Source organism: Maricaulis sp. CAU 1757, assembly GCF_054482675.1.
Window position 1 is genome coordinate 1,059,303 of record NZ_JBTLRI010000001.1, and the last position, 22,983, is coordinate 1,082,285.

Below are 22,983 nucleotides of genomic sequence, written 5' to 3' on the forward strand. Positions count from 1 at the left end.
GCTGGGGCCGGGCGACGACGGGAGAGTTTTTCCGGATCCCTTGAAGTGTAGTTCAACGCGCCACTGCGCGGAGAAGGGCATTGATCTCTTGTCAGCCAGCGGGCTTTTGACAGCTTTCACCCCATGAGACGGACTCTCGGCAAGAGATGAATGGCCAAACGCGGCGCACCGGCGCCGACTGCTTTCACCTCCCGACCTCTGAGCGACGCCCCACTGCGCCCACCGCCTCTGCGACGCCTTGGCCGCTTCCAATGCGGCACGAAGGCCTTATTGTCGGGCGCATGACGCAGAAACATGCATTTGACGGCGATGTGGTGATTTCCGGTGGCGGCATGGCCGGGCTGACGCTGGCCCTGGCGCTGGAGCAGGCCGGGCTGAGCGTGGCCATCGTCGACGCGGCGCCGCTGGAAACCCGGCTGGCGCCGGAATTCGACGGCCGCGCCTCGGCGCTGGCCTATACCTCCTGGCGCATGTTCGAGGCGCTGGGTGTGGCCGAGGCCCTGAAGCCGCACACCCAGCGCATCGAGGACATCGTCGTATGTGACGGGCGGCCGCATGGCGGGCCCAAGCGCGGCGGTCCCGGGCCCCACGTGCTGCACTTCGATCGCGAGGAGATCGCGGCCGGTCCGGACGGCGAACCACTCGGCTGGATGGCCGAGAACCGGCATACGCGCCAGGCCTTGGCCAAGGCGGTCGAGGCGCGGCCGGCGGTCAAGGTGTACGCGCCGGTGCGGGCCGAGCGGTACGAGTATCGTACCGGCGGCATTGATTTGTTGCTCGAGGATGGCCGGGTGCTGGGCGGCAAGCTGCTGGTCGCCTGTGACGGCCGCTTCTCCTCCATCCGCAGCCAGGCAGGCGTGCGCACGGCAGGCTGGAACTACCGGCAGAAGGGCATCGTCGCCACGGTCCAGCATGAGGCGCCGCACAATGGCGTGGCTTACGAATACTTCCTGCCGGCCGGGCCGTTCGCCATCCTGCCACTTCCTGACAATCGCTCATCCCTCGTGTGGACCGAGCCGGACGAACTGGCCGACGCGCTCAAGGAGGCGCCGGAGGCGGTGTTCCAGCAGGCGCTGGAAGACCGGTTCGGGGATTTCCTCGGAGCCGTGAAGCCGGTGGGCCCACGCTGGACCTATCCGCTGGGGCTGCGCTTCGCCGAGCGCTTCTGCGAAGAGCGCATCGCCTTTGTCGGCGATGCGGCGCGCGGCATCCACCCGCTCGCCGGGCAAGGCTACAATCTGGGCATCCGCGATGCCGCAGCGCTGGCCGAGGTGTGTGCCGAGGGGCGCCGCGTCGGGCTGGACATCGGCCATCTGACGACGCTGCGGCGCTACGAGAACTGGCGCAAATTCGACAGCGCCACGCTGGCTGCCGGAACCGATGTGTTCAACCGTCTGTTTTCCAACGATATCGAACCGATCCGGCAGATCCGCGGGCTGGGCATGTCGCTGGTCAACAAGATCGGCCCGGCGCGTCGCTTCTTCATGCGCCAGGCCGGCGGCGAGACCGGCGACCCGCCCCGCCTCCTGAAGGGCGAGCGGCTGGACGCCTGAGGGTTTCGCTAGAACGGATTGACCGTGTAGCCGTCGGCCTGCAGCAGGGCGTGCGCGGTCATGGCCGACAGCGCCATCTCGACACCGGGCAGGAGATCGTCGGCGGTGACGTCCTGGTAGCTGGCGCTCTGGCCGCACACGATGATGCGGACATTGTGTGCCAGCAGGGTGGCGACCAGGTCGGCATTGGGCCCGGCGGCGTCCGAGGTCACGTCGTGCACCGCACCCCCATGGATGACCAAGGCCAGCTCCATGTTGTCCGCCGGAACGCCGGCTGCCGCGTGCATGTTGAGGAAGCGGGCGGCGGAGGTGAATTTGCGGTTGAGCTCGCCCTCTTCGGCCCGGTCTACGGCGTCGAAGGCGACGCGGAACCGGGTGTCGGCGGGGATTGGCGTGGCACCTGCGGGTTGGACGACCGGGCCGTAGGACTCGATCAGCGGGCCGGGAGCGAAGTCGTCGGGGGCTGCGAGGACGGGCGTTGTGAGGCTTGCGGCGATGAAGGCGGCGAGGGTCAATTTGCGCATGGTGTGGCTCCGTTGGGCGATCGCGCGACAGCGCGGTTTGGACCATTCTTGTCTTGTTAGCCAGCGGGCCTCAGAGGGTTCATTGAGTCAAGGGCGCGAAGCGCCGCTACGCGGTTGAAACCCTTGACTCAATGAACCCTCTGAGGCGGACTCTCGGCAAGACATGAAGGGGCCTTTGGGAGCGCTGGGGGCGCTCCTCTTCTCAGTCATTTGGCTGACGGTTGTCATCCCGGATGTATGCCCCGCGAAGGCGGGGCGGAGGTCCGGGACCCCTACGCGCCTGACTTCGATGAGAGTGGAATTACCCGCCCGTACCGGGGTGATGGGTCCCGGCGCTGCGGCCCGCCTGCGCGGGCCATTCGGCCGGGATGACAATGGTGGAGTTGGGCAGGGGAGCAGGCGCGCCCTACCCCGCGCTTTCGCCCAGCGCGTAGAGATAGTCCCAGGTGAACAGTCCGCTGTCATGGCCGTCGTCGAAGACGAGGCGCACGGCGTAGCGGCCGACCGGTTCGGCGGCGGTGACCTGGACATCCTGTTTGCCGGTGATCGTGCGCTTTTCACCCGGGTTGTGGCCCTGGACTTCGGCGCTGGGGCTTTCCGTGCGCAGGGTTTCGAACGGGATGGCAAAGGCCCGGCCGTCCTCGAATTTGACCTGCAGTACCTTGTCGGCTGATTTGAAGCGCAGTTCGGTCGGCCAGGGGCGGGCACTCATCCCTTGTCCCCGAGGCGGCGGGCTTCGTCCGGCAACATGATCGGGATGCCGTCGCGCACCGGATAGGCAAGACCGGCTTCCTTCGAAACCAGTTCACCGGCCTCGCGGTCATAGTGCAGCGAACCGCGGGTCACCGGACAGACAAGGATCTCCAGCAGTTTGGGGTCGATGTCGCGCACGGGCTCGGTCTTGGCGTCGGTCATCGCGGCCTCCTTCTTACGAGAACAGCAGGGTGGACAGGCGGCGGCGACCGTCGCGGGTGATCTCGCTCATCGGGCCGGCGGCCTCGAAGACCTTGAGCAGGAGGGTGCGGGCGGCCTGGTCATTCCATTCACGGTCAAGCGCGGTGATGGCGATGAGCTGGTCGACGGCGCCCTGGTGATCGCCGGACGCGACCAGCGCCTCGGCGAGGTCGTAGCGCGCCTGAAGGTCGCTCGGTTCGGCTTCAACGCGGGCCTTGAGGGCTGCGGTCTCGCTGTCATCGGCCTTGTCCCCGGTGGCCAGTTCCAGGGCCGAGCGGGCACCGGCCACGGCCGGGTCGTCGGCGCGGTCTTCCGGCACCTGGGCGAGGATTTCGCGCGCCTTGTCCGGATCGCCGCCCTTGAGCCAGACGCGGGCCAGTCCGGCCAGGGCACCGGGATGGCCGGGGTCGACCTGCAGCACGCCGGCGAACATCTGGGAGGCACCGCCGAGATCGCCGCCGTCCAGCGCCTGCTGCGCCTGGTCGACCATCTGTTTCAGCTCGGCCTCGCTGGGTCCCTTGCCGGAGATGCGGTTGATGAAGTCCTTGATCTGGCTTTCCGGCAGGGCGCCGGTGAAGCCGTCGACCGGCTGGCCGTTCTTGAAGGCATAGACGGCCGGGATCGACTGCACGCGCAATTGCTGGGCGATGCCCGGATTCTCGTCGATATTGATCTTGACCAGACGGACCTCGCCGCCGGCCTGGCGGACGGCGTGTTCGATGACCGGGCCGAGCTGGCGGCACGGGCCACACCAGGGGGCCCAGAAATCAACGATGACGGGGACGTCCTTGGACGGCTCGACGACGTCCTGCATGAAGGACTGGTCGGTGGCGTCCTTGACGATGTCGTCCTGGCTGTCATCGCCCGGCGTATCGGTGAACAGGGTCATGTCGGTCGTCCTCGCGTCTGCCTGGTACTTAGTTGGACCTGCCAGCGGGGTGATGCAAGGCCTCACTGCGCCGGGGCGGCATCGGCCTGCAGGCTGGCAAAATCGATGATGGTCGGCGGGTGGCCACTGGCTTCGGCGAAGCGCACGAGGTCGCGGCTCGACAGCGTCGTGGTCGCGTCATTGGAGAGCGGGTGGAAGTTCACCTGGTCATGTTCGAGCAGCGCGGCGTCGAGGACGAAACGGACCTGAGCGTCGCTGTCATGGGCCAGGGCGAGGGCGGTGACCGAACCGGGGGTGACGCCGAGATGCTGCTGCAGGAGGTCGGCAGGTGCGAAGGACAGGCGACCGCAGCCGAGCTGAGTGTGCAGCCGGTTGAGCCGGATCACGGTCTCGGCCAGCGCGGAAACCAGGAAGAGGCTCCCCTTCTTGTCCCTGAGAAACAGGTTCTTGGTGTGACCGCCCGGGATGTCGAGCTTGATGTCGCGACTTTCCTCGACTGTAAAAACCCTCGGATGGTGGCGGGTCTCGTGGAGAATTCCGAGGGCGTCAAGGCGGGCGAAGAGGTCTGTCTGGGCCTGTGTCATGGTGTCTTTTCAAGCGGCTTTGGCGGGCATGTGCAAGAGAGCGGAATCGGGTGCTTGCAATCTGCCGAGCTTTGCGCGATATACCCCGCTCCCCGGCGGGGCATGCCCCCGCAACGATTGAGCGGGCGTAGCTCAGGGGTAGAGCGTCACCTTGCCAAGGTGAATGTCGTGAGTTCGAATCTCATCGCCCGCTCCATTCTCTTCTTCCTCATTTGTTTCGACGTTGATGAATGGCTTGTGACCCAGCCGGTTTGACCCGGGGTCTCCGGGCACGCCTTGCTTGTAATATGGTTCCTGCATTGTAGGGTTGGGTCCGGGATGGATACAGTTCTCGGGGGACTTATGTATTTAACTGTCGCAGTGACCGCAGCCTTTCTGCTGGGCGCACAAGTCCAGGAAAATGCTTCACAAGAAGCCGAACCGGACACTCCTCTTCACTCATCAACGCAAACGGACGAGCATGTCGAGGTCGCTGTGGATTCCGCCGCGGTGCCAAGCGAAGCTCCGACCGAAATGGTCGCTTCCCTGCCCCTGGCGGAGCGCACCGTGTCATACGAAATGCGCCTCCGCCGTGGTCTCTGGGAGGCTGGTCCCTGGCAGGGAGAGGCTCGGATGCGGGCCGGATCCAGCAGCGTGTTCGGGATCCGCGAAGCGGCCAGCGCGCGGGCCGATCTTACCATTGAGGGTCCAGGTTTCGAATCCGGTCCGCTCACGATTTCATGTGACGGAGGGCGGTTGAACATCTCCGTCAGCTTCATCACCTTCCGCAATGAGGACCTCGGCTATACCTGCTCGTTCGAGCGCGCAGGCGAGCCCATCGATGCCACCTTCGAGCTTGCGCTGGCGCGCAGTCGGGGGCTTCGCGGCATGTTCGGCATTGATCGTGCGGGTGCCCTTTATTACGAAGGCCGGACACTGAACTTTGCGGTTCAGAGCTTTTCCCGCGGAAACTTTCTCACCCGAAAAGTCCCAGGCTACATCATCCGTGACGGGGTCCACGAGATCGCGGGAATGGACTATCGGATGATGGCTCCGGAATTCATGTTGCCGCCGGAAGGCGATCCGAACCGGGAGCCGGCGCTGATCGCGGCTCTCATCCTGGCGACGTTCATGGACCCGGCCGACGTCGACCACTGATCGCACTGCAGTCAGACGATGCGTTGGACATAATGAAAAACCGCCGGCAGGGCCGGCGGTTTGATGAGAGCTGTCCTTGCGATCGGCCCTAGTCGGCCAGCGAGCGCAGCAGGTCGATGACACGGCGGCGCACGGTCTGGTCCTTGATGGCCGAGAAGGCCGAGGCCAGCGCCAGGCCGTCCGGGCTGGCGATGAAGTCGTACAGGGTGTCGGAGTCATCGCCCTCAAGCTCTGAATTTCCGTCCTCCGCCAGGCCCTCGAAGAAGTAGGACACCGGAACCTGCATGACTTTGGAGACGTGGAACAGGCGGCTGGCGCCGATCCGGTTGGTCCCCCGTTCGTATTTCTGAACCTGCTGAAAGGTGACGCCCAGCTTCTCGCCCAGCTCCGACTGGCTCATTTCCAGCAGGCTGCGGCGCAGGCGAAGCCTGGCACCCACGTGTTGGTCAACGCTCGTTGGACCCCTTGCGCTCATTGCATCCTCATTTCTTCGGTCGGATTACTTCCACAGTGCTGTAATCTTCCGGATGACAGAACTCGTCTCGGAACCATGGGTTGGTTTTAGGATTAAACACATTGCATATCCAGTCAGCCACGCATTTTACGCGGTTGATCTCTTGCGCCCCTGGCATGAATTTCAGCCAGAAACGCAACCCTTGGTGAAAGCCGAAATCCAGAACCACAAAGTCGTCCGGATATAATGCTGCAAGATAAGTCGGGGCCATGGCCACGCCGCCACCATGGCGAATGGCTTCGAACAGAGCGGCGCTCATGTCGGTGCGGTATGAATATTTAATGAGAGAATTGACTGCCTTTGCCTTGTCGTCCCACAGCGTCAGGGCGGCGTCATACTGCTCGAGATGCAGAAACCGGAGCGCCATCAGTTCGGGCAGGCTCTCCGGTGCGCCGTAGGTGGTGATGAAATTGCGTGAGGCGACCGGCATGAAATGCACGGTTCCGAGCGCGAGCGCCGTTGCATCCATTGATTTCTCGGGGACGAAGGTCAGCGTCAGGGCCGGCAAGGTTTCGCCGCCGGTCGGGGAGCGGTCGCTTACGAGGCTGAGCTCGATGTCGGGATTGACGCGCATGAATTCGGGCAGGTGCCGACCCAGCCAGTAGGTTGCCAGGCCGTCCGGAGCCCGCACGGCCACGTCGCCCGCAAGCGCCTTGTCCTGTCCGGCGACCCGCGATTCCAGCTGATGAGCCGAACGCTGCATGGTGATGGCGTAGTCGAGGGCGGTTTCTCCGGCCGGGGTGAGGACCACGCCGCCGGCGCGGCGCTCGATGAGCTGGCTGCCGAGCCGGCTTTCCAGCTGACGCATGCGCTTGGACACGGTTGATTGCTGACAGCCCAGGGCCTGGGCGGCCGCGCTCATTGACCCGGTGGTCGCGACTGCATGGAAGATCTGCAAATCGTCCCAATCGAAGAGATTGCGACGCACATCGATACCTGTTCCGAGAATATCCACTATTCCAACTTTACCGAAGCCGCAGCCAAAGTGCGGTGTTAACGAATGGGTAACCTTTGTAAGGAGTAAACCCAATGGTCACGCCCCAGGCGCAGCTTAAGACACAGTCAGCGCCCTTTCAATTTCCGTTGGAGCGTCTCGATCAGGCCTTTGGCTCCTTGGATTTCGAGCCCGTAACGCCGGACATGATCGGCGAATTTCACGCCCTTGCCGACGAACTTATAGACGGTGACATCGCCAGCCCGGAGGATATCGCCCGGGTCCAGGACTGGACCCGTCGTTCGCTCCACGTGCGTCGTTGGAATGGGCGGCTTGATGGTTTCGTTGCCTCCATTCCTCTGAGCAACAAGGGTGTCGAAGCCCTGCATGGCGGTCATTTCGGCTTCGCCAATGCCCAGCGTGACTGGGTGTGCGGTGTCGATGAGAAGGCCGCCGCGCTGTTGTCCTGGGGCCTGGCTGGTCGCTCTCCGCATGCCCAGGCGGCCGCCCTGCGCGCCTTGCTGGTGGGCTGGCGGGGCTTCTATTCCGACGTCCGGGTCTATGCCCGGGCCCGTTCAACCGAAGGCAAGGCGCTGATGCGGCGCCTGAACTTCGAAATCTGTGCGTATCCGGACGGCGAAACACCGCTTTACGGAAGTACAGGCTTCCCGCGCAAGATCGGCGCGCTGCTTCTGCGGCACACCGTTCTCGGCGAATGGGAGAAAGCCTAGTGGAAATCGTAATGACCGATAGTCTGAAAGTGACCATCGCCCACACCCTGGACCAGGTGGTGATGGCGATGACCCTGCGTGGCGTGATCTATCTGGGCGAACAGGAAACACCCTATGCCGAGGAATATGATGGCAATGACTTCGCCGCCGCCTCGCACCTGATAGCCTGGAAGGGAGCCGAGCCGGTCGGCGTGCTGCGCGTCCGCTTCTTCGCCGGCTTCGCCAAGGTCGAGCGGGCCGCCGTGCTGGAGCGCTATCGCTGTGACGGGGTGATGCGGGTGCTGATGCAGGAAGCGCTGCGCTACAGCGCGCGCCGCGGCTATCGCAAGGTTATCGGGCATGCCCAGGTCGAGCGCGTGGAGTACTGGCGCTCGCATGGCTTCAGGGTGCGCAAAGGTCGGGAAACATTCGGATTCTCCGACTATGAGTATGTCGAGATCGAGCGCGACATCATACCGCCGGCCAATGCCATCACGATCGATACGGACCCGATGGTGGTAATCCGGCCGGACGGCGAGTGGGACCGTCCCGGTCCCGTGGATCATTCGCAGGAGCGCATGCAACGCCGCAAGGCGCACAAGAAGCCGGAGGTCGTAGCATGAGCGTGATCGCCAACCCCACGCTGGTCCTGCTGGATTGCCAGATGGACCAGGTCGAGTCTGCCGGCGGCGTCATCGATAGCGACAACGCCGCCGTGGTCCGGCGCATCGCCGCCCTTCTCCAGCAAGCGCGGCGACGGGGCTGGAAAGTCTGTCACAGCCAGCAGGCCGGTGGTCGGGGCCGGCCCGCCTCGGCACCCATCGCGCCCTTGCGCCCGTCGGCCAAGGAGGCGGTTTTCCTGCGCCAGGGCCCGTCCGCCTTCGTCGACAGTTATTTCCACCAGGTCATCGCCCGTGCCGATGGGGCGCCGATCCTGCTGGCCGGTTTCTCCGCTCCGTTCTCGATCCTGGCGACCCTGTTCGATGCCATGACCCGTGACATCGAGATCACCCTGGTGCCGGACGCCGTCGGCAGCCTCGCGGTCGAGCCGCGCTCGGTTGCCGAAACCCGCCAGGTGGCTTTCGATCTGGCCGGGCGCATTGCTCCGAGCGTGGGGTGGCGCGAGCTTCCCGGTCGCTTCTTCGAAGCCGAGGAAGAACTCGACGCGCCGGTTTCCTAGGTTCCAGGCCCCGGTCTCACTGCTCCTTGCGTCACCCGGTCGCAGGGGGCTTGGTTTGTGACGGATGCTTCCTATCTCTGTTGTGACGGCGCACCCGGGTATTCCCAACGGATACCTGCGCCGACGAGCGGGCCTCAAGACAGCATCCCCCCCAGCCTGCATTTGAGGCCTATCAGGCGTCGCCGGGTACCCCCTGTCCCCCAACCCGGCGGCGCCGCTTCGTCCTGACAGACCGTCCGCCGATGCAGCCGAAAAGAATGTCTCCTTTGCATTTGCAACGGCGTAGACGACTTGAACGTGCCGCAAACCCGACTAGGCTCGCCCTTAGCTGATCACACCATACGAAGGAGCGCCACATGGGGGCGGTCGTCGGAGTCGCGCACGCCTATTCGCGGGCAGAGTTCATTGAGGCCGCGCGAGCGCGCTGGCAGCAACGCTACGGCAAGGAATGTGGGGAGACGGGCGGCTCCTTTCTCGACCAGATCTATGACGATGCGCTTGCCGAAGATCTCGAGCGCGTCGCCGCCGATGACCTGGCCGCCCTGGCCTTGGACTTCTGGGCCCTGGGGGAGAGCCGGCCCGGCGACAAGATCGTCGTCCGCATGCGGTCCGCAACCTGTGCCGATGGCAGCGAGCTGCCCCGCGACGTTCTGGAAATCGTCGGTCGCGACCGGCCTTTCATCGTCGACAGCGTGATGGCTGAGATCGGCTCCCAGGGCCACGACATCATCGCCATGTTCCACCCCATTGTTCAGGTGCGTCGTGACGATGACGGCAAACGTGTCGATGACGGGGGGCGTTGCCTTGCTGAGTCGATGATCCAGGTGCATCTGCCGCCGCTCGATGACCTGTCCCGCCGCACCCTGATCGAAGGCGTCACCGCGACCCTCGACGACGTGCGCGTGGCAGTCGAGGACTGGGCTGACATGCGGGCCCAGATGGACGAGTCGATCGCCCACCTGGAGAACGCCAAAAGCCATGCCTCGCCGGAGGAAATGGCCGAAGCACTGGAATTCCTGCGCTGGCTGCGCGACGACCATTTCGCCTTCCTGGGCTGCCGGGTCTACGACTTTGCCGTGGATGACGAGGGCTCGATGGCCGAGCGCCATCCCAAGGTGCGCGTCGAGACCGGTCGCGGCGTGTTGCGCGACCCCGACCGGCATGTCCTGCGCAAGGGCTCCGAACCGGCCGTCCTGACGCCCGCCATCGAGACCTTCCTGCGTGAACCCACCCCGATCATCGTGGCCAAGGCCAACATGAAGTCCCGCGTGCACCGCCGGGTCTACATGGATTACATCGGCGTCAAGCGCTATCGCGAAGACGGGGCGGTGATCGGCGAGGCCCGCTTCGTCGGGCTGTTCACCGCAGAAGCCTACGACCAGAGCGCCAGCGCCGTGCCGCTGATCCGGCGCAAGGTGCGGCGGGTGCTGGAGCGCGCCGGCAAGACGCCGGGCACGCACAACGCCAAGAAGCTGCGCAATACGGTCGAGAATTATCCGCGCGACGAGCTGTTCCAGACGGACGAGGACGATCTGCTGGAAATCTGCCTCGGCATCCTTCACCTGCACGACCGGCCGCGTACCAAGCTGTTCATCCGCCGCGACCAGTTCGACCGCTTTGTCTCGGCGCTGCTCTTCGTGCCGCGCGATCGCTACAATTCGAAGGTCCGTGAACAGGCCGGTGAGCTGATCCGCGAAGCCTTCGGTGGCCGCCTGTCTGCCTACTACCCGCAGTTCGGCGACAGCTCCCTGGCCCGCGTCCACTACATCATCGGGCTCAATCCGTTCGATCACCCCGAACCGGACGTGCACGACCTTGAGCGCCGCGTGGCGCGCCTCGCGCGCACCTGGGAAGACGACCTGGAAACCCATATCCGCCGCAATGCGCCGGAGCATATCCGGCTGCGCGTGCCGGCCTACCAGGACGCTTTCAAGGCTGGCTATCGCGAACTCTACGACCCGGAAGAGGCCCTGGCCGACCTGCTCAAGCTGGAATCCCTTGAGGGTCCCGACCAGGTGGCCGTGCGCGTCTATCGCGAGCCCGACGACGCGGACAACGAGCTGCGTCTGAAAATCTACCGCGTCGGCAAGCCCGTATCCTTGTCGCGGGTCATGCCCGTGCTGGAGAATCTCGGCCTGTACGTGGTTCAGGAAACCGGCTTTCCGGTCGATCGCCGGGGCGATGACGCCACCAGCACTGACCGCGCCTATGTGCATGATTTCGAAATGAAGTCCAACGCCGTTGGCGAGCGTTCCCTGGACGAGGTCGCGCCCTTGCTGGAAGACGCCCTGCTGGCCATGGCCGACGGACGGGCGGAGGATGACGGCTTCAACCGGCTGATCGTCGAGATTGGTGTGAGCTGGCGTCAGGCCGCCTTCCTGCGCACCTGTGCCCGCTACCGCCAGCAGACCGGTCTGGATCCCTCGCAGACGATTCAGGAAGAGGCCATGGCGGCCTATCCGGCAATCGCGCTGGGGCTGCTGGAGCTGGCCCGGGTCAAGTTCGATCCGGATTTCACCGATGACCAGAAAGTCCGTTCCGACGCGGTCTGGGAAGCCAGCGACAAGCTCCGCAAGGCGCTCGACGACGTGGCCAGCCTCGACCATGACCGGGCATTGCGCCGCATCTTCCACCTCGTCGAGGCGATGCTGCGGACGAATTTCTACCAGCTCGATGCGGATGGCCAGAACAAGGCGCGGATTTCGATCAAGATTGCCAGTGAACTGCTCGAGGAATTGCCGCTGCCCAAACCCTATCGCGAGATCTTCGTGTGGGCACCGGACGTTGAAGGCGTGCACATCCGCTTCGGACCGGTCGCCCGCGGCGGCCTGCGCTGGTCGGACCGGCGGGATGATTTCCGCACCGAGGTGCTCGGCTTGGTCAAGGCGCAACAGGTCAAGAACGCGGTCATCGTGCCCGTGGGCTCCAAGGGCGGTTTCTACCCGAAATCCCTCCCCAAGGGCGGGTCGCGCGACGAGATCTACGAGGCCGGCCGCGAAGCCTACAAGACCTTCATCCGCGGTCTCCTGGACCTGACCGACAACATTGTCGACGACCAGGTCGTGCATCCGGCGAACACCCTGTGCTGGGACGACGAGGATCCCTACCTCGTGGTTGCCGCAGACAAGGGCACGGCCGCCTTCTCCGACACCGCGAACGGCCTGGCGACCCAGGAGTTCGATTTCTGGCTCGGCGACGCCTTCGCGTCGGGCGGATCGGCCGGTTATGACCACAAGAAGATGGGCATTACCGCACGCGGTGCCTGGGAATCGGTGAAACGCCATTTCCGGGAAATGGGCAAGAACATCCAGACCGAGCCCTTTACCGTGATCGGTGTCGGTGACATGTCCGGCGACGTGTTCGGCAATGGCATGCTGCTGTCCAAGCAGATCCGCCTGCTCGCCGCTTTCGATCACCGTGATATCTTCATCGACCCCAATCCGGGCGATCCGGAGCGCATGTGGGAAGAGCGCAAGCGCCTGTTCGACCTGCCCCGTACCTCCTGGCAGGACTATGACAAGAGCCTGATTTCCGAGGGTGGCGGGGTGTTCTCGCGCAGTTCGAAGTCGATCCCGCTGAGCAAGCAGATCAAGGAGCTCACCGGACTGCCTGGCGATGCGGCCAGCCCGAGCGAATTGATCCACGCCCTGCTGCAGGCAGAGACTGAGCTGCTCTGGTTCGGCGGCATTGGCACATATGTGAAGGCCGCGGCCGAGCAGCACTGGGAAGTCGGCGACAAGACCAATGACTCGCTGCGCGTCAATGGCGACCAGGTCCAGGCCAAGGTGATCGGCGAAGGTGCCAATCTGGGCTTCACCCAGGCCGCGCGCATCGAGTATGCGCAACATGGCGGCCGGGCCAATGGCGACTTCATCGACAATTCCGCCGGCGTCGACAGTTCCGACCACGAGGTCAACATCAAGATCCTACTGCGTCCGATGGTACGCTCGGGCGACATGAAGCGCGCTGATCGCGACACGCTGCTGGAATCGATGACCGACGACGTCGCCGAACACGTGCTCAACCACAATTACGAGCAGACCCTGGCCCTGACCCTGGCCGAGCACACGGCTATTGCCGACCTTGACGCGCACGAGCGCTTCATGAGCCGGCTGGAAGAGATTGGCCGGCTTGACCGGGATGTCGAGGGCCTGCCGAGTTCCGAGCAGATCCGGGCACTCAAGGAGCGCGGACAGGGACTGACGCGGCCGGAACTGGCCGTGCTGATGTCCTACGCCAAGATCACCCTGTTTGATCAGCTGGTGGCGTCCGACGTGCCGGACGACGAGCATTTCCGCGCCATGCTGCGCAACTATTTCCCCGATGCGCTGCACAAGTTCGATGAGGCGATGCAGGGTCACCGCCTGAAGCGCGAGATCATTTCCACGGTCCTGGCCAACGAGATGATCAATCTGGGCGGACCCACCTTTGTGCACCGCGCCATTGATTCAACGACCTCGACCGTGCCGGTGATTGCGCGCGCCTTCGAGGCTGGCCGCGAGATTTTCGGCTTCGCAGCCTTTACCGACGCCATCAACGCCCTCGACAACGAGGCGCCGGCCGGGGTCCAGGTGAAGTTGCACGAGGAAATCATCCGCCTGCTGCGGCGCCAGACCTACTGGCTGGTCCGGCGTGGCCGCAAGGATGCCGGGCCGCGCCCGCCCTCCATCACCGAGGTCATCGAGGCTTACCGTCCGGGCGTGCAGGAATTGCGCGGCATGGCGCACGAGATCATATCCGAGCACGAGCGGCGCGGCGTGCGGTCGCGCAAGCAGGCCTTCGTGTCAGCCGGTGCGCCGGCGGAACTGGCCCAGTCCGTTGCTGAACTGCGCCCGCTGACCTCGTCGACCGATGTCATCGACATGGCGTCGAATTCCGACTGGCCGCTGGCTTCGACGGCCTATCTCTACCACGCCATCGGGTCGCGCTTTAAGTTTGACCGGCTGCGCGGCATGGGCGGCAATGTGTCGTCCGAGCTGCACTGGGACCGACTGGCGGTGCGTCGCCTTATGGAGGACTTCTACGCCAGCCAGCAGGCCTTCACGGCCTCGGCCATGCGCTTTGCCCTGCAGGCCGGCGGTTCGTTGGCGCAAGGCGTCGAGGAGCCGTCGCGCGACTGGGCTGATGCGCTGGTGGAAGCCTGGAACACGGTCAATGAGGAAGAGGCGGGCCGGGTCGACTCGGTGTATCGCCAGCTCAATGACAGCGGCGCCTGGACCTTGTCCAAGCTGGCCATAGCCTCGACCCAGCTGGGAGAAATGGCGGCCGTCGCTCAGCCCTGATCGGCGAAAGCTGTTTGCAGGATATCGATCAACCGGGCGCGTGCCCTCGCGGCAGCGTCCGGATTGTATTCCATGCGTGGGTCGGGTGGCTGGTTGGCCTCGTCGAAGGCATGGGTGATGCCGGGCCAGACTTCGTGGCGGGCTGGCAGGCCGGCCGCCGCGGCGCGGTCGAACAGGCGGATGCAGGCGGGTGGATGGGCCACCAGATCGCGTTCCGCCAGCAGGCCGAAAATCGGGATGTCAGGATCGAGTTCGGTGCCGCTGAGCCGGGTCATGAACCCGCAATAGGGATACAGCGTGACCGCCGTGCGGACCCCCTCCAGGGCGGGGACCGGCCTGGCGGCCATGCCGAGCGGACTGCGGGACTGGCCGGAATAGGCCAGCGCCTCGAGCACCGACCAGCCGCCATGGCTCCAGCCGACGAGAGCAAGTTGAGAGGCATTCACGGCCGGCTGCCGGCGGGCCAGTTCCACGGCCGCGAAAATGTCCCCGGCCCGGCGTTGGCCACGCAGACGCAGGGCCAGGCAGACCTGGCTCATGGCCGCCAGCCGACCGATCCCGCGGGCGCTGTTTGAATCGACGGTGATGACAGCGTAGCCGGCGTCGAGCAGGTCGTCCGCGTAGGCAGGCTGGACATCTCGCAAGCCGCCGCAGCCATGGAAGAGAAGCACTGCCGGGACGGGGCCGCTGGCGTCCTCGGGGATCTCGATGGTGGTGTGGGGCTCGATCAGGGCAATCTGCTGGTCCAGCGTGCGGCCCGGGCCGAGCGCAGCGGCACCGGCCAGAAGTGCTGTGGCGACGAGCGCCAAGGCGCCGACGAAGCCGGTGAACGGACGGAGAGAGATCATCGCCCGAGCTTGTCCCGATTGCGGCGCAGCGGTCAATCAGGCGGTCGGCAGGCTAGTGGCGGAAGTGACGCATCCCCGTGAACACCATGGCCATGCCGGCTTCGTCGGCGGCAGCGATGACGTCTTCGTCGCGGATCGATCCGCCCGGCTGAATGACCGCGCTGGCTCCGGCGTCGCGCGCAGCCAGCAGGCCGTCGGCGAACGGGAAAAATGCGTCCGAGGCGCAGACCGAGCCGCGTGTGCGCGGTTCGTCCCAGCCATTTTCCTCGGCTGTCGCTTCGGCCTTGCGCAGAGCGAGGCGAGCGGCTTCCAGACGGCTGGTCTGCCCCATGCCGATGCCGGCCGTCGAGCCGTTGCGGGCGTAGACAATGGCGTTCGACTTGACGTGCTTGACGACCTTCCAGGCAAACATCAGGTCGGCGAGCTCGGCCTCGGTGGGCTGGCGCTTGGTGACCACTTTGAGGTCATCCAGTCCGACCATCGCGGTGTCGCGCTGCTGAACCAGAAGGCCGCCAGCGACGGTACGCGTCAGCCAGCCAGCCTGGTCCGGGCGGGCCAATCCGCCGGTCAGCAGGACGCGCAGATTGGACTTGCCGGACAGGACGGCCAGGGCGGCCTCGTCGGCGTCCGGAGCAATGACGACCTCGGTGAACACCTTGACCACCTCATTGGCGGTGTCGGCGTCGAGGGTGCGGTTGAGGGCCACAATGCCGCCGAAAGCCGAGATCGGGTCGGCCGCGAACGCGTTCTCATAGGCCTTGGACAGGCGCTCGTGCGTGGCCACGCCGCACGGATTGGCGTGCTTGACGATGACCACGGCGGCGTTGTCATCACCGCCGAACTCGCTGGCCAGCTCGAAAGCGGCGTCGGCGTCGGCGAGATTGTTGTAGCTCAGCGCCTTGCCCTGCACCTGGCGCGCGGTGGCGATGCCGGCGCGGTTCTCCGAAGTGGTGTAGAAGGCTGCCTGCTGGTGCGGATTTTCACCATAACGCAGCGCCTGGGTCAGCGCGCCACCAAAGGCACGGTAGCTCGGCGCGGCTTCCTCCAGCTGATCGGCAAACCAGCCGGAAATGGCGGCGTCATAGGCGGCCGTGCGGGCATAGGCCTTGGCGGCCAGGCGCTGGCGCAGGTCGAAGGGTACCTGTTTGTCCTGCTCATCCATGGCGTCGAGCACGGCGTCGACATCCTCGCCATCGACACAGACCGAGACGAAAGCATGGTTCTTGGCTGCGGCTCGGATCATCGCCGGGCCACCGATGTCGATATTCTCAATGCAATCAGAAGCATCCGCACCGCTACGCACAGTGGCCTCAAACGGGTAGAGATTGACGTAAAGCAGGTCGATGTCGGGAATGCCGTGGGCCGCCATCGCCGCCTTGTCATCGTCGCGGTCGCGCCGCCCCAGCAGACCGCCATGCACGCGCGGGTGCAGGGTCTTGAGGCGGCCATCCATCATTTCCGGGAACTCGGTGACGTCGGAGACGTCGCGGGCCGGCAGACCAGCCTGTTGCAGCGCGCGCAAGGTGCCACCGGTGGAGAGGATATCGACGCCGGCGTCGACCAGACGACGGGCCCGCTCAACCAGGCCGGACTTGTCGGACACGGAAATCAGGGCGCGGCGGACAGGAACGAGATCAGGCTGGGACATGCAGGGCTCCGCTGCAGCAGGGTCTGTTTGGCGCGAGGTACCACGCCCGTCGATCAAGTCAATCCGCCACCGGCGCGGGTCGCAGGCGACACAAGGCCTCCAGCGACGCCTGGGTTCCGTCGCCATCGCCATTCTGGGCACTTGTGAGAACCGAGTCGAGACAGGCCTTGACCTCCGCCGGGTCAAGCGCCGGGCCGTTCACCGCCCAAACGCCCTCGACCGAGGTTTCAGCGGTTTTCTCGAAATCGTAGACCAGGTTTTCATGACGTTTCTCGCCGGGACGCAGACCGACCACCGAGATCGCCCCATTGGCGTCCGGATCATGCCCGCGCAGGCGCAGGAGTTGGCGGGCGAGGCGCAGGATCGACACCGGCTTGCCCATGTCGAGCACGTAGAGTGCGCCGTTGAGGCGAGGGTCGAACGCGGTCTGGGCGGCGGCATCGAGGACCAGGCCGGAGGCCTCCTCGACGGTCATGAAAAAGCGTGTCGCCTCCGGGTCGGTAATGGTCACCGGTCCGCCGGCCTCGATCTGGCGCTCGAACAGGGGCACGACCGAGCCGGTCGAGCCGAGGACATTGCCGAAGCGTACAACGCACACGCGCGTGTCGCTGTCATCGGTTGCCATGGTGCGGGCGAACAGTTCGGCGGCGCGTTTGGTGGCTCCCATGACATTGCCCGGTTCGACGGCCTTGTCAGTGGAGATCAGGGCCACGATCTGGGCGCCATGGCGCTTGGCGGCCTCGATCGTGTTGACGGTGCCGAGAACATTGGTGCGCACGGCTTCGCCGGGGTTGAGTTCGCTCATCGGAACATGTTTGAGCGCTGCGGCGTGCAGCACGACCTGGGGCTTCTCGGCGGCAAACACGGCGTCGAGCCTTACCGTGTCGCGGATATCGCCGAGCACGGCGCGCCACGGTACAGAACCGCCGCGGCGGGCGAATTCCAGGTCAATCTCGTAGAGATTGGCTTCCGATGCGTCGAAGAAGATCAGCTTCTCCGGATTGAGCGTCGCGGCAAGACGCGCCAGTTCCGATCCGATCGTGCCGCCGGCTCCGGTGATCAGGACACGCTTGCCCTCGATCAACGGACGCGCCGGCCCGAGGTCCGGGGCGCGGGGCGGACGGTTGAGCAGGTCCGCCGCTTCGACCGGAGAAAATGCGCCAGGACCCTGCGCCGGACGGGCCCGAGATAGCTTGACCCCGGTCTGGGACGCAACGCGGACCAGGCGGTTGACGATGGCGATGTCGGTCTGGCTGCCGGCCAGGACCAGACGGGGCGGCAGTTTCTCGGCCCGTTTCAGCCGCTCCAGGGCAGCCGGCAGGGCGCCGAGGCTGCCGAGCACAGGCACCCCGCGAATGGCATGCCCTGTGAGGTCGGCCTCCGGGTCTATCAGGCCCTTGGGCCGGAACGGGGCCGAGCCGTTGCGGCGCTCCAGGTCGCGCAGCGCGTCGTCCAGTTCGCTGGCACTGCCGACGAGGATGGCGGCCGGCTTGCTCCGGTCCTCGATCTGGAACACGCCGCGCAGGCCCTGGGTGCGCAGCCCGGCGATCAGGAAGCGGGGTGCCAGCAACATGCCGATCAGGATCGGGATGTCGATCAGGATGGAGGTTCGCGGGAAACCCTCGAGGCGGTTGATCAGGAACAGGATGGGCAGGAAAACCAGATTGGCGATGATCACCGCGCGAACGATGCGCGCGGCATCATTGAGCGCGGTATAACGCCACAGTCCGCGGTGCAGACCCTCGACCGGGAAGACCACGGCACAGGCCAGGGCAAATACCGCGACCGCCTGCAAAACCACCGGCTCGGGAGCGTCAATGGGTTCGAAGCGATAGCGCAGGAGCACGGCTGCCCACATCGAGACAGCGCCGGCCGCGAGATCGAACAGCGCCACACCGACCATGGACAGGCGGCTGCGGGACAAGCCTGTCCCGTTGCTGTCCGCCCTGGTTCCGGTCATGCGATGTCCCCTTCCACGCCGCCGATCTGCCCGAGTTGCTGGAACGCCCAGCGGACCCTGTTGGGTGGCCTGTCCCCGGCCCCGAATGGCTCAGCTTCGCCCTCTATAACAATTTGCGTGGCCCGTTGTGGAGGCGCACCCGCAGCCAGATAGACAGATCGTTCCAGCCGGACCGGCCCGCCATCAGTGCGGAAGCGCCAACCGCTGCCGTCGGGCTGGACCAGGATGGCGCTCATATTGTCACGCGCCAGCGAGGCGCGGACCTCGGGATGCAGGTGAAAGCGGATGGCGAAGGGGTGGCGAGCCTCGCTGTCCTCCGGCGCACCGTCGCTGACCGGGCGGAACAGGGAATCCTCGCCGCGCAGATCCTGGCCGTCCTTGGACAGGAAAATGCGGCGCCTGTGCGAGAGCCCCCACTGGTCGCGATATCCTTCATGAACCCCCTCGAGCCAGACCCCGAGCTCTTCCTCATTGCGGCGCGCGGTTACCGGTGCCGGTGACGATGCAAGCCGCGGGCCGAGCAGGTTGCGGCGCCAGCCCGGAGCGAACAGGCGGGCCGAGGAGGTCTCGGCCAGGGTGAGGGTGGAGTGAGCCGCCGTGGCGCGCACCGCCTCGCGCCAGCTCGAAGGCTGGTCGTCCTGCCAGCCGCAATTGACCACCAGGCGGCCCCCCGGCGTGCACATCTCGAAGGCCAGGGTGCCGGCATGGGCCTCGGTGCCCAGGGCGCCGCGGGCCGGTTCGCCGACATCGACGAGAATGGTGGCGCCGCCGGCACTGGCCCGGTGATAGCCGGAATGGGGCGCGTAGAAGAAAGGCTTGATGTCCTTCCTGAGCGTTGCCTGCATGGCATCGAGCGCCGCCGGGTGGCCTTCCCCGCCGCCATGGAAGCTGGCCAGCCCGCCATCGGCCATGCGCAGGAAGCGCACCATCGGGCCGAGCCGGTCGATGGCCTTGTCGATCTCGTCCGGCATGCCTTCCTCGGCCGCCGCGGCCGCGGCCTGCACGGTCAGAAGGTCGGCCAGGGCTTCGGCGCAGGCTCGCGGCGAGCGCGAGACATGGCCCCCATCGGGCAGGATCTGGCGCTTGGCCTCGCGGGCCAAGGCGGTCAGTCCGGACCGGGTCAGCCCGTCATGCCCGGCAACGCTGAGACCGGTCAGCGCCAAGGCCGTGGCGCAGCGCAGGCGAATGATCCCGTCCGGCGCGGTCGGCAGGGCTCGCTGGAGGAAATAGGCCTGGCGCAGGAGGGCTCGCATGCGGACGTGGCGCGCCTTGGCTTTCTCGACCGCCGGGTCGAACAGGAGATCCCCATTGCGCAGCCAGTTGAGCACGCGCGAAGACAGGATGCCGTGGGCCCAGGCAAAGCTGTTCCAGCGGCCATACTCGGCGATCCAGCCATCGACCAGGAGACGGGCCAGGGCCGGGCCGTCGATCTCGTCGTCCGGATTGCCGAGACAGTCGCGCAGCCAGCCGAAAGCGTGCAGGGCGCGGGCGAAGGGTCGGTTGGGCGCGGTCGCCAGCCAGACCCCGGCGGGTTCGTCGACGGCCAGGATGTCGCCGGCCAGAGGGAAGCGGCCATCGGCAATGGCGGCGCCGCGCACCGGGTCGGGACTGCGAAAATCGACAGGGGAGTGGGCCAGCCGGTCCGGTATGTCGCCGATCGGGGCCAGGCGAGAGGGCAGGCCGATGGCATTCAGCGTGGCCGACGCTTCCAGCCGCAACGCCGTGACCAGGGCGCCGGCATAATCGGTGAGGCGCACCGCTCGGGCCATCTGCCTACCCGCGCAATGCTTTGATGTTGCGGGCGTAGCCGTCTGGCCCGTCGCGGAACACGGCGGAGCCCGCGACCAGGGCGTCGGCTCCGGCGGCCACACAGGACCGGGCGGTCTGCGGATTGACCCCGCCATCGACCTCGATCTGGGTGGTGAGGCCACGCTGGTCGATCATGGTGCGCAGGGTTTCGATCTTGCGCAGCTGGCTGTCGATGAAGCTCTGGCCGCCAAAGCCCGGATTGACGCTCATCACCAGCACCAGGTCGAGCTCGTCGAGGACAAAGTCGAGATGCTCGGCCGGGGTCGACGGGTTGAGCGCGGCGCCGGCCTTGACGCCGGCCTGCCGGATCGCCTGGACGGTGCGGTGGAAATGTGGCCCGGCTTCCGGATGGGCGGTGATGATGTCGGCCCCGGCCTCGGCGAACTGGCTGATATAGGGATCGATCGGGGCGATCATCAGGTGCACGTCGAAGGGCTTGTCACTGTGCGGTCGCAGCGCCTTCACCACGCCCGGACCGATGGTCAGGTTGGGCACGAAATGGCCGTCCATGACATCGATGTGGATCCAGTCGGCGCCGGCCGCGTCGATGGCGCGCACTTCCTCGCCCAGCTTGGCGAAGTCGGCGGACAGGATGGAAGGCGAAATGATCACGGGGTCAGCCATGCTCCTGCGATAACAGTGCGGTTGAATCGGCGCAAGCGGCGGCGGGTGTTTCGGGGGTCTAGAGCCGCTTTTCGAAGCGGGCGATGAAGAAGCCGTCCATGCCGCCCTTGTCGGCCCACAGGCCGGGCGTCAGGCGCAGCCAGCCCTGCCTGGTGATGGCGCTCTCGAAACCGGGACATTCGCCGTCCTGGATGGCCACCGGCTTGAGGTCGCGGCGCTGGGCGGTGAGCTGCCCGGCCAGCTCCTCGCCCTCTTCCGGCTGCAGCGAGCAGGTACACAGGACGAGTGTTCCTCCGGGCCGCAGCATGCGCGTCGCCGCGCTGGCCATTTCCAGCTGCAGCTTCTGCAGGACCTTGACGTCCTGGGGCTTCTTCAGCGCCACCGCCTCCGGGTGTCGGCGCAGCGTGCCGGTGGCCGTGCAGGGCGCGTCGAGCAGCACGTTGTCGGCCAGTGTTTGCGGGCGATAGCGGCGCGCGTCGGACACCACGATTTCGGCCTCGAGGCCGGTGCGGGCAAGGTTTTCTCGCAGGCGGTCCAGGCGCTTGTCGGAATTGTCGACGGCGGTGACCTTGGCCCCCATGGCCGCCAGCTGCAGTGTCTTGCCGCCAGGTGCGGCACACAGATCGATCACCGATTGACCGGGCACCACGCCGAGCAGGGTGGCCGGGATCGAGGCGGCGGCGTCCTGGGCCCACCAGGCCCCGTCGTCATAGCCGGGCAGCTGGCGCACATCGCGGGCCGAGGCCAGGCGCAGCGTACCATTGGGCATGATCTCGGCGCCCAGCGCCTCGGCCCAGTGCTGGCGCGTGGTCGGATCCTTGACGGTCAGGTCGAGCGGCGGAGCGTCGAGCTGGACATTGGCGATGCGGCTGAGCCCGCCGGGGCCGTAGGCCGAGCGCCAGCTGGTGCGCAGCCAGTCGGGAAGATTGTCACGCGGCGCCGTTGCCTTGACGTGCTCGCGACCCTCCTTGTCGACCTTGCGCAGGACGGCGTTGATCAGGCCCTTGAGCTTGGCGGCATCGCGGCGCCGGCCGGCGAGTTCGACGGTCGACGACACCACGGCGTGGGCCGGCACGTCCATCCACAGGAGCTGGGTCGCCCCGGTGAGCAACAGCGCCCGGGCGCCGTCGGAGGTTTCGTGCAGCGGCTTTGACAGGAACTTTGCCAGCACGGCCTCGGTCTGGCCCTGGCGGCGGAAGGTGGTGGCGGCGATGGCGCGGGCAAAGGCGCGGTCGCGGTCGGACATGTCGGAGAACCCGGATACGTGCTCGAGCGCGGTTTCCAGGGTCTTGCGGTGCTGGCGCACGGCCAGCCAGGCTTCGGCGGCGGCGCGGCGGGCGGAAAGTCCATCTTCGATCATGGCGCGGGAGCTAGCACGGGCCGGGCGCGGCGTCTAACGGGTTTGCGGCGTAGGAAGGTTTCAGCGATGAAACGCAAAAACGGGGATAAGTTTCCCGATATCCCCGGGGTTTTGGAAATTTAATAGATGTTTTTCAGCGTGTTGTGATTTTTCTGGCGCGAAAAATCCGCCGGGGTCTGTCCGGGGCGAGAATGGGGAGGATCGGGAGATGGGGATGTGGAGATGAATAAGATTTGTGGCTTTGGGTACAGCGTCATCCCACGGTGGGCGCGTAGCGACCATCCGGGGGACCTCAGCCAACCGGTATGCGGAATGGGCGAGCTTGATGTGGCGGACTGGTTAGCTGAGGTCCCCCGGATCCCTGCTGACGCAGGGACCGTGGGATGACGGCGCAAGACGTTGCAGAAAGAGCGCGTCTGGCGCGGAAGGACCCATTGATCTCTTGTCAGCCAGCGGGCCTCCAAGAGGTAAAA

At 65.8% G+C, this 22,983-nt stretch carries 19 protein-coding genes and 1 tRNA gene; 7 read left to right on the top strand and 13 right to left on the bottom strand.

The window, feature by feature from the left end:
* The first annotated feature begins 281 nt into the window (after positions 1-281).
* The gene (locus tag ACXYMR_RS04965) at positions 282-1,553 is read left to right on the top strand and encodes a UbiH/UbiF/VisC/COQ6 family ubiquinone biosynthesis hydroxylase (protein ID WP_458941650.1); all 1,272 of its coding nucleotides are present in this window, start codon (positions 282-284) and stop codon (positions 1,551-1,553) included.
* A gap of 8 nt (positions 1,554-1,561) precedes the next feature.
* On the opposite strand, the gene ACXYMR_RS04970 is transcribed toward ACXYMR_RS04965, so the two are convergent.
* From ACXYMR_RS04970 to ACXYMR_RS04990, 5 genes are all read right to left on the bottom strand, one after another.
* Positions 1,562-2,077 (bottom strand): DsrE family protein, encoded by a 516-nt coding sequence (locus tag ACXYMR_RS04970; RefSeq protein WP_458941651.1) that lies wholly within the window; start codon positions 2,075-2,077, stop codon positions 1,562-1,564.
* A gap of 406 nt (positions 2,078-2,483) precedes the next feature.
* Entirely contained in the window at positions 2,484-2,789 is a 306-nt protein-coding gene (locus ACXYMR_RS04975; RefSeq protein WP_458941652.1) for a gamma-butyrobetaine hydroxylase family protein, read from the bottom strand.
* Entirely contained in the window at positions 2,786-2,992 is a 207-nt protein-coding gene (locus tag ACXYMR_RS04980; RefSeq protein ID WP_458941653.1) for a Trm112 family protein, read from the bottom strand. Before ACXYMR_RS04980 ends, ACXYMR_RS04975 begins: the two co-directional genes overlap by 4 nt.
* Before the next feature lie 13 nt (positions 2,993-3,005).
* Complete coding sequence (trxA, locus tag ACXYMR_RS04985) at positions 3,006-3,920, bottom strand: thioredoxin (protein WP_458941654.1); 915 nt, start codon at positions 3,918-3,920, stop codon at positions 3,006-3,008.
* Between the two features lie 62 nt (positions 3,921-3,982).
* The gene (locus ACXYMR_RS04990) at positions 3,983-4,504 is read right to left on the bottom strand and encodes a prolyl-tRNA synthetase associated domain-containing protein (protein WP_458941655.1); all 522 of its coding nucleotides are present in this window, start codon (positions 4,502-4,504) and stop codon (positions 3,983-3,985) included.
* A 121-nt stretch (positions 4,505-4,625) separates the two neighbouring features.
* Here ACXYMR_RS04990 and ACXYMR_RS04995 point away from each other — a divergent pair.
* Both ACXYMR_RS04995 and ACXYMR_RS05000 read left to right on the top strand, forming a co-directional pair.
* Positions 4,626-4,700, top strand: a tRNA-Gly gene (locus tag ACXYMR_RS04995).
* 146 nt (positions 4,701-4,846) lie between these two features.
* Positions 4,847-5,641: a hypothetical protein gene (locus tag ACXYMR_RS05000; RefSeq protein WP_458941656.1), complete on the top strand. Its 795-nt coding sequence runs from the start codon at positions 4,847-4,849 to the stop codon at positions 5,639-5,641.
* A gap of 88 nt (positions 5,642-5,729) precedes the next feature.
* Here the strand turns inward: ACXYMR_RS05000 and ACXYMR_RS05005 are convergent, their stop codons facing one another.
* Both ACXYMR_RS05005 and ACXYMR_RS05010 read right to left on the bottom strand, forming a co-directional pair.
* Positions 5,730-6,116 carry a helix-turn-helix domain-containing protein gene (locus ACXYMR_RS05005; RefSeq protein ID WP_458941657.1) on the bottom strand — a complete coding sequence of 129 codons (387 nt, stop codon included), beginning with the start codon at positions 6,114-6,116 and terminating at the stop codon, positions 5,730-5,732.
* 7 nt (positions 6,117-6,123) lie between these two features.
* Positions 6,124-7,185, bottom strand: a complete 1,062-nt coding sequence (locus ACXYMR_RS05010) for a LysR family transcriptional regulator (protein WP_458941658.1) — start codon at positions 7,183-7,185, stop codon at positions 6,124-6,126.
* An 83-nt stretch (positions 7,186-7,268) separates the two neighbouring features.
* Here ACXYMR_RS05010 and ACXYMR_RS05015 point away from each other — a divergent pair, with 83 nt between their 5' ends.
* The 4 genes from ACXYMR_RS05015 to ACXYMR_RS05030 all read left to right on the top strand — a co-directional run bounded on the left by ACXYMR_RS05015 (position 7,269) and on the right by ACXYMR_RS05030 (position 14,261).
* Positions 7,269-7,820, top strand: coding sequence for a hypothetical protein (locus ACXYMR_RS05015; protein WP_458941659.1), 552 nt, complete (start codon positions 7,269-7,271; stop codon positions 7,818-7,820).
* A gap of 11 nt (positions 7,821-7,831) precedes the next feature.
* On the top strand, positions 7,832-8,422 hold the full coding sequence (locus tag ACXYMR_RS05020; protein ID WP_458941660.1) for a GNAT family N-acetyltransferase: 591 nt from the start codon (positions 7,832-7,834) through the stop codon (positions 8,420-8,422).
* Entirely contained in the window at positions 8,419-8,979 is a 561-nt protein-coding gene (locus tag ACXYMR_RS05025) for an isochorismatase family protein (protein ID WP_458941661.1), read from the top strand. The genes ACXYMR_RS05020 and ACXYMR_RS05025 overlap by 4 nt, the downstream gene beginning before the upstream one ends.
* A 356-nt stretch (positions 8,980-9,335) precedes the next feature.
* A complete protein-coding gene (locus ACXYMR_RS05030) occupies positions 9,336-14,261 on the top strand; it encodes an NAD-glutamate dehydrogenase (RefSeq protein ID WP_458941662.1) in 4,926 nt (1,641 codons plus the stop codon).
* On the opposite strand, the gene ACXYMR_RS05035 is transcribed toward ACXYMR_RS05030, so the two are convergent.
* Genes ACXYMR_RS05035 through ACXYMR_RS05060 form a run of 6 tightly spaced genes read right to left on the bottom strand, consistent with a single transcriptional unit; the run spans position 14,252 to position 22,510 of the window.
* Complete coding sequence (locus ACXYMR_RS05035; protein WP_458941663.1) at positions 14,252-15,109, bottom strand: dienelactone hydrolase family protein; 858 nt, start codon at positions 15,107-15,109, stop codon at positions 14,252-14,254. The two genes, ACXYMR_RS05030 and ACXYMR_RS05035, sit on opposite strands and share 10 nt — an antisense overlap.
* Before the next feature lie 52 nt (positions 15,110-15,161).
* Positions 15,162-16,757 (bottom strand): bifunctional phosphoribosylaminoimidazolecarboxamide formyltransferase/IMP cyclohydrolase, encoded by a 1,596-nt coding sequence (gene purH / locus ACXYMR_RS05040; RefSeq protein ID WP_458941664.1) that lies wholly within the window; start codon positions 16,755-16,757, stop codon positions 15,162-15,164.
* 58 nt (positions 16,758-16,815) lie between these two features.
* Positions 16,816-18,717 (bottom strand): SDR family NAD(P)-dependent oxidoreductase, encoded by a 1,902-nt coding sequence (locus ACXYMR_RS05045; protein WP_458941665.1) that lies wholly within the window; start codon positions 18,715-18,717, stop codon positions 16,816-16,818.
* Positions 18,714-20,486, bottom strand: a complete 1,773-nt coding sequence (locus tag ACXYMR_RS05050) for a heparinase II/III family protein (protein ID WP_458941666.1) — start codon at positions 20,484-20,486, stop codon at positions 18,714-18,716. Before ACXYMR_RS05050 ends, ACXYMR_RS05045 begins: the two co-directional genes overlap by 4 nt.
* 4 nt (positions 20,487-20,490) lie before the next feature.
* Positions 20,491-21,150, bottom strand: a complete 660-nt coding sequence (gene rpe / locus ACXYMR_RS05055) for a ribulose-phosphate 3-epimerase (RefSeq protein ID WP_458941667.1) — start codon at positions 21,148-21,150, stop codon at positions 20,491-20,493.
* Positions 21,151-21,208: 58 nt separating this feature from the next.
* Complete coding sequence (locus ACXYMR_RS05060) at positions 21,209-22,510, bottom strand: RsmB/NOP family class I SAM-dependent RNA methyltransferase (protein WP_458941668.1); 1,302 nt, start codon at positions 22,508-22,510, stop codon at positions 21,209-21,211.
* Between the last annotated feature and the right edge of the window lie 473 nt (positions 22,511-22,983).

Coding starts and splice junctions, on each gene's coding strand:
- ACXYMR_RS04965 (WP_458941650.1), top strand. CDS start 282: ATGACGCAGAAACATGCATTTGACGGCGATGTGGTGATTTCCGGTGGC.
- ACXYMR_RS04970 (WP_458941651.1), bottom strand. CDS start 2,077: ATGCGCAAATTGACCCTCGCCGCCTTCATCGCCGCAAGCCTCACAACG.
- ACXYMR_RS04975 (WP_458941652.1), bottom strand. CDS start 2,789: ATGAGTGCCCGCCCCTGGCCGACCGAACTGCGCTTCAAATCAGCCGAC.
- ACXYMR_RS04980 (WP_458941653.1), bottom strand. CDS start 2,992: ATGACCGACGCCAAGACCGAGCCCGTGCGCGACATCGACCCCAAACTG.
- trxA (WP_458941654.1), bottom strand. CDS start 3,920: ATGACCCTGTTCACCGATACGCCGGGCGATGACAGCCAGGACGACATC.
- ACXYMR_RS04990 (WP_458941655.1), bottom strand. CDS start 4,504: ATGACACAGGCCCAGACAGACCTCTTCGCCCGCCTTGACGCCCTCGGA.
- ACXYMR_RS05000 (WP_458941656.1), top strand. CDS start 4,847: ATGTATTTAACTGTCGCAGTGACCGCAGCCTTTCTGCTGGGCGCACAA.
- ACXYMR_RS05005 (WP_458941657.1), bottom strand. CDS start 6,116: ATGAGCGCAAGGGGTCCAACGAGCGTTGACCAACACGTGGGTGCCAGG.
- ACXYMR_RS05020 (WP_458941660.1), top strand. CDS start 7,832: ATGACCGATAGTCTGAAAGTGACCATCGCCCACACCCTGGACCAGGTG.
- ACXYMR_RS05025 (WP_458941661.1), top strand. CDS start 8,419: ATGAGCGTGATCGCCAACCCCACGCTGGTCCTGCTGGATTGCCAGATG.
- ACXYMR_RS05030 (WP_458941662.1), top strand. CDS start 9,336: ATGGGGGCGGTCGTCGGAGTCGCGCACGCCTATTCGCGGGCAGAGTTC.
- ACXYMR_RS05035 (WP_458941663.1), bottom strand. CDS start 15,109: ATGATCTCTCTCCGTCCGTTCACCGGCTTCGTCGGCGCCTTGGCGCTC.
- purH (WP_458941664.1), bottom strand. CDS start 16,757: ATGTCCCAGCCTGATCTCGTTCCTGTCCGCCGCGCCCTGATTTCCGTG.
- ACXYMR_RS05045 (WP_458941665.1), bottom strand. CDS start 18,717: ATGACCGGAACCAGGGCGGACAGCAACGGGACAGGCTTGTCCCGCAGC.
- ACXYMR_RS05050 (WP_458941666.1), bottom strand. CDS start 20,486: ATGGCCCGAGCGGTGCGCCTCACCGATTATGCCGGCGCCCTGGTCACG.
- rpe (WP_458941667.1), bottom strand. CDS start 21,150: ATGGCTGACCCCGTGATCATTTCGCCTTCCATCCTGTCCGCCGACTTC.
- ACXYMR_RS05060 (WP_458941668.1), bottom strand. CDS start 22,510: ATGATCGAAGATGGACTTTCCGCCCGCCGCGCCGCCGCCGAAGCCTGG.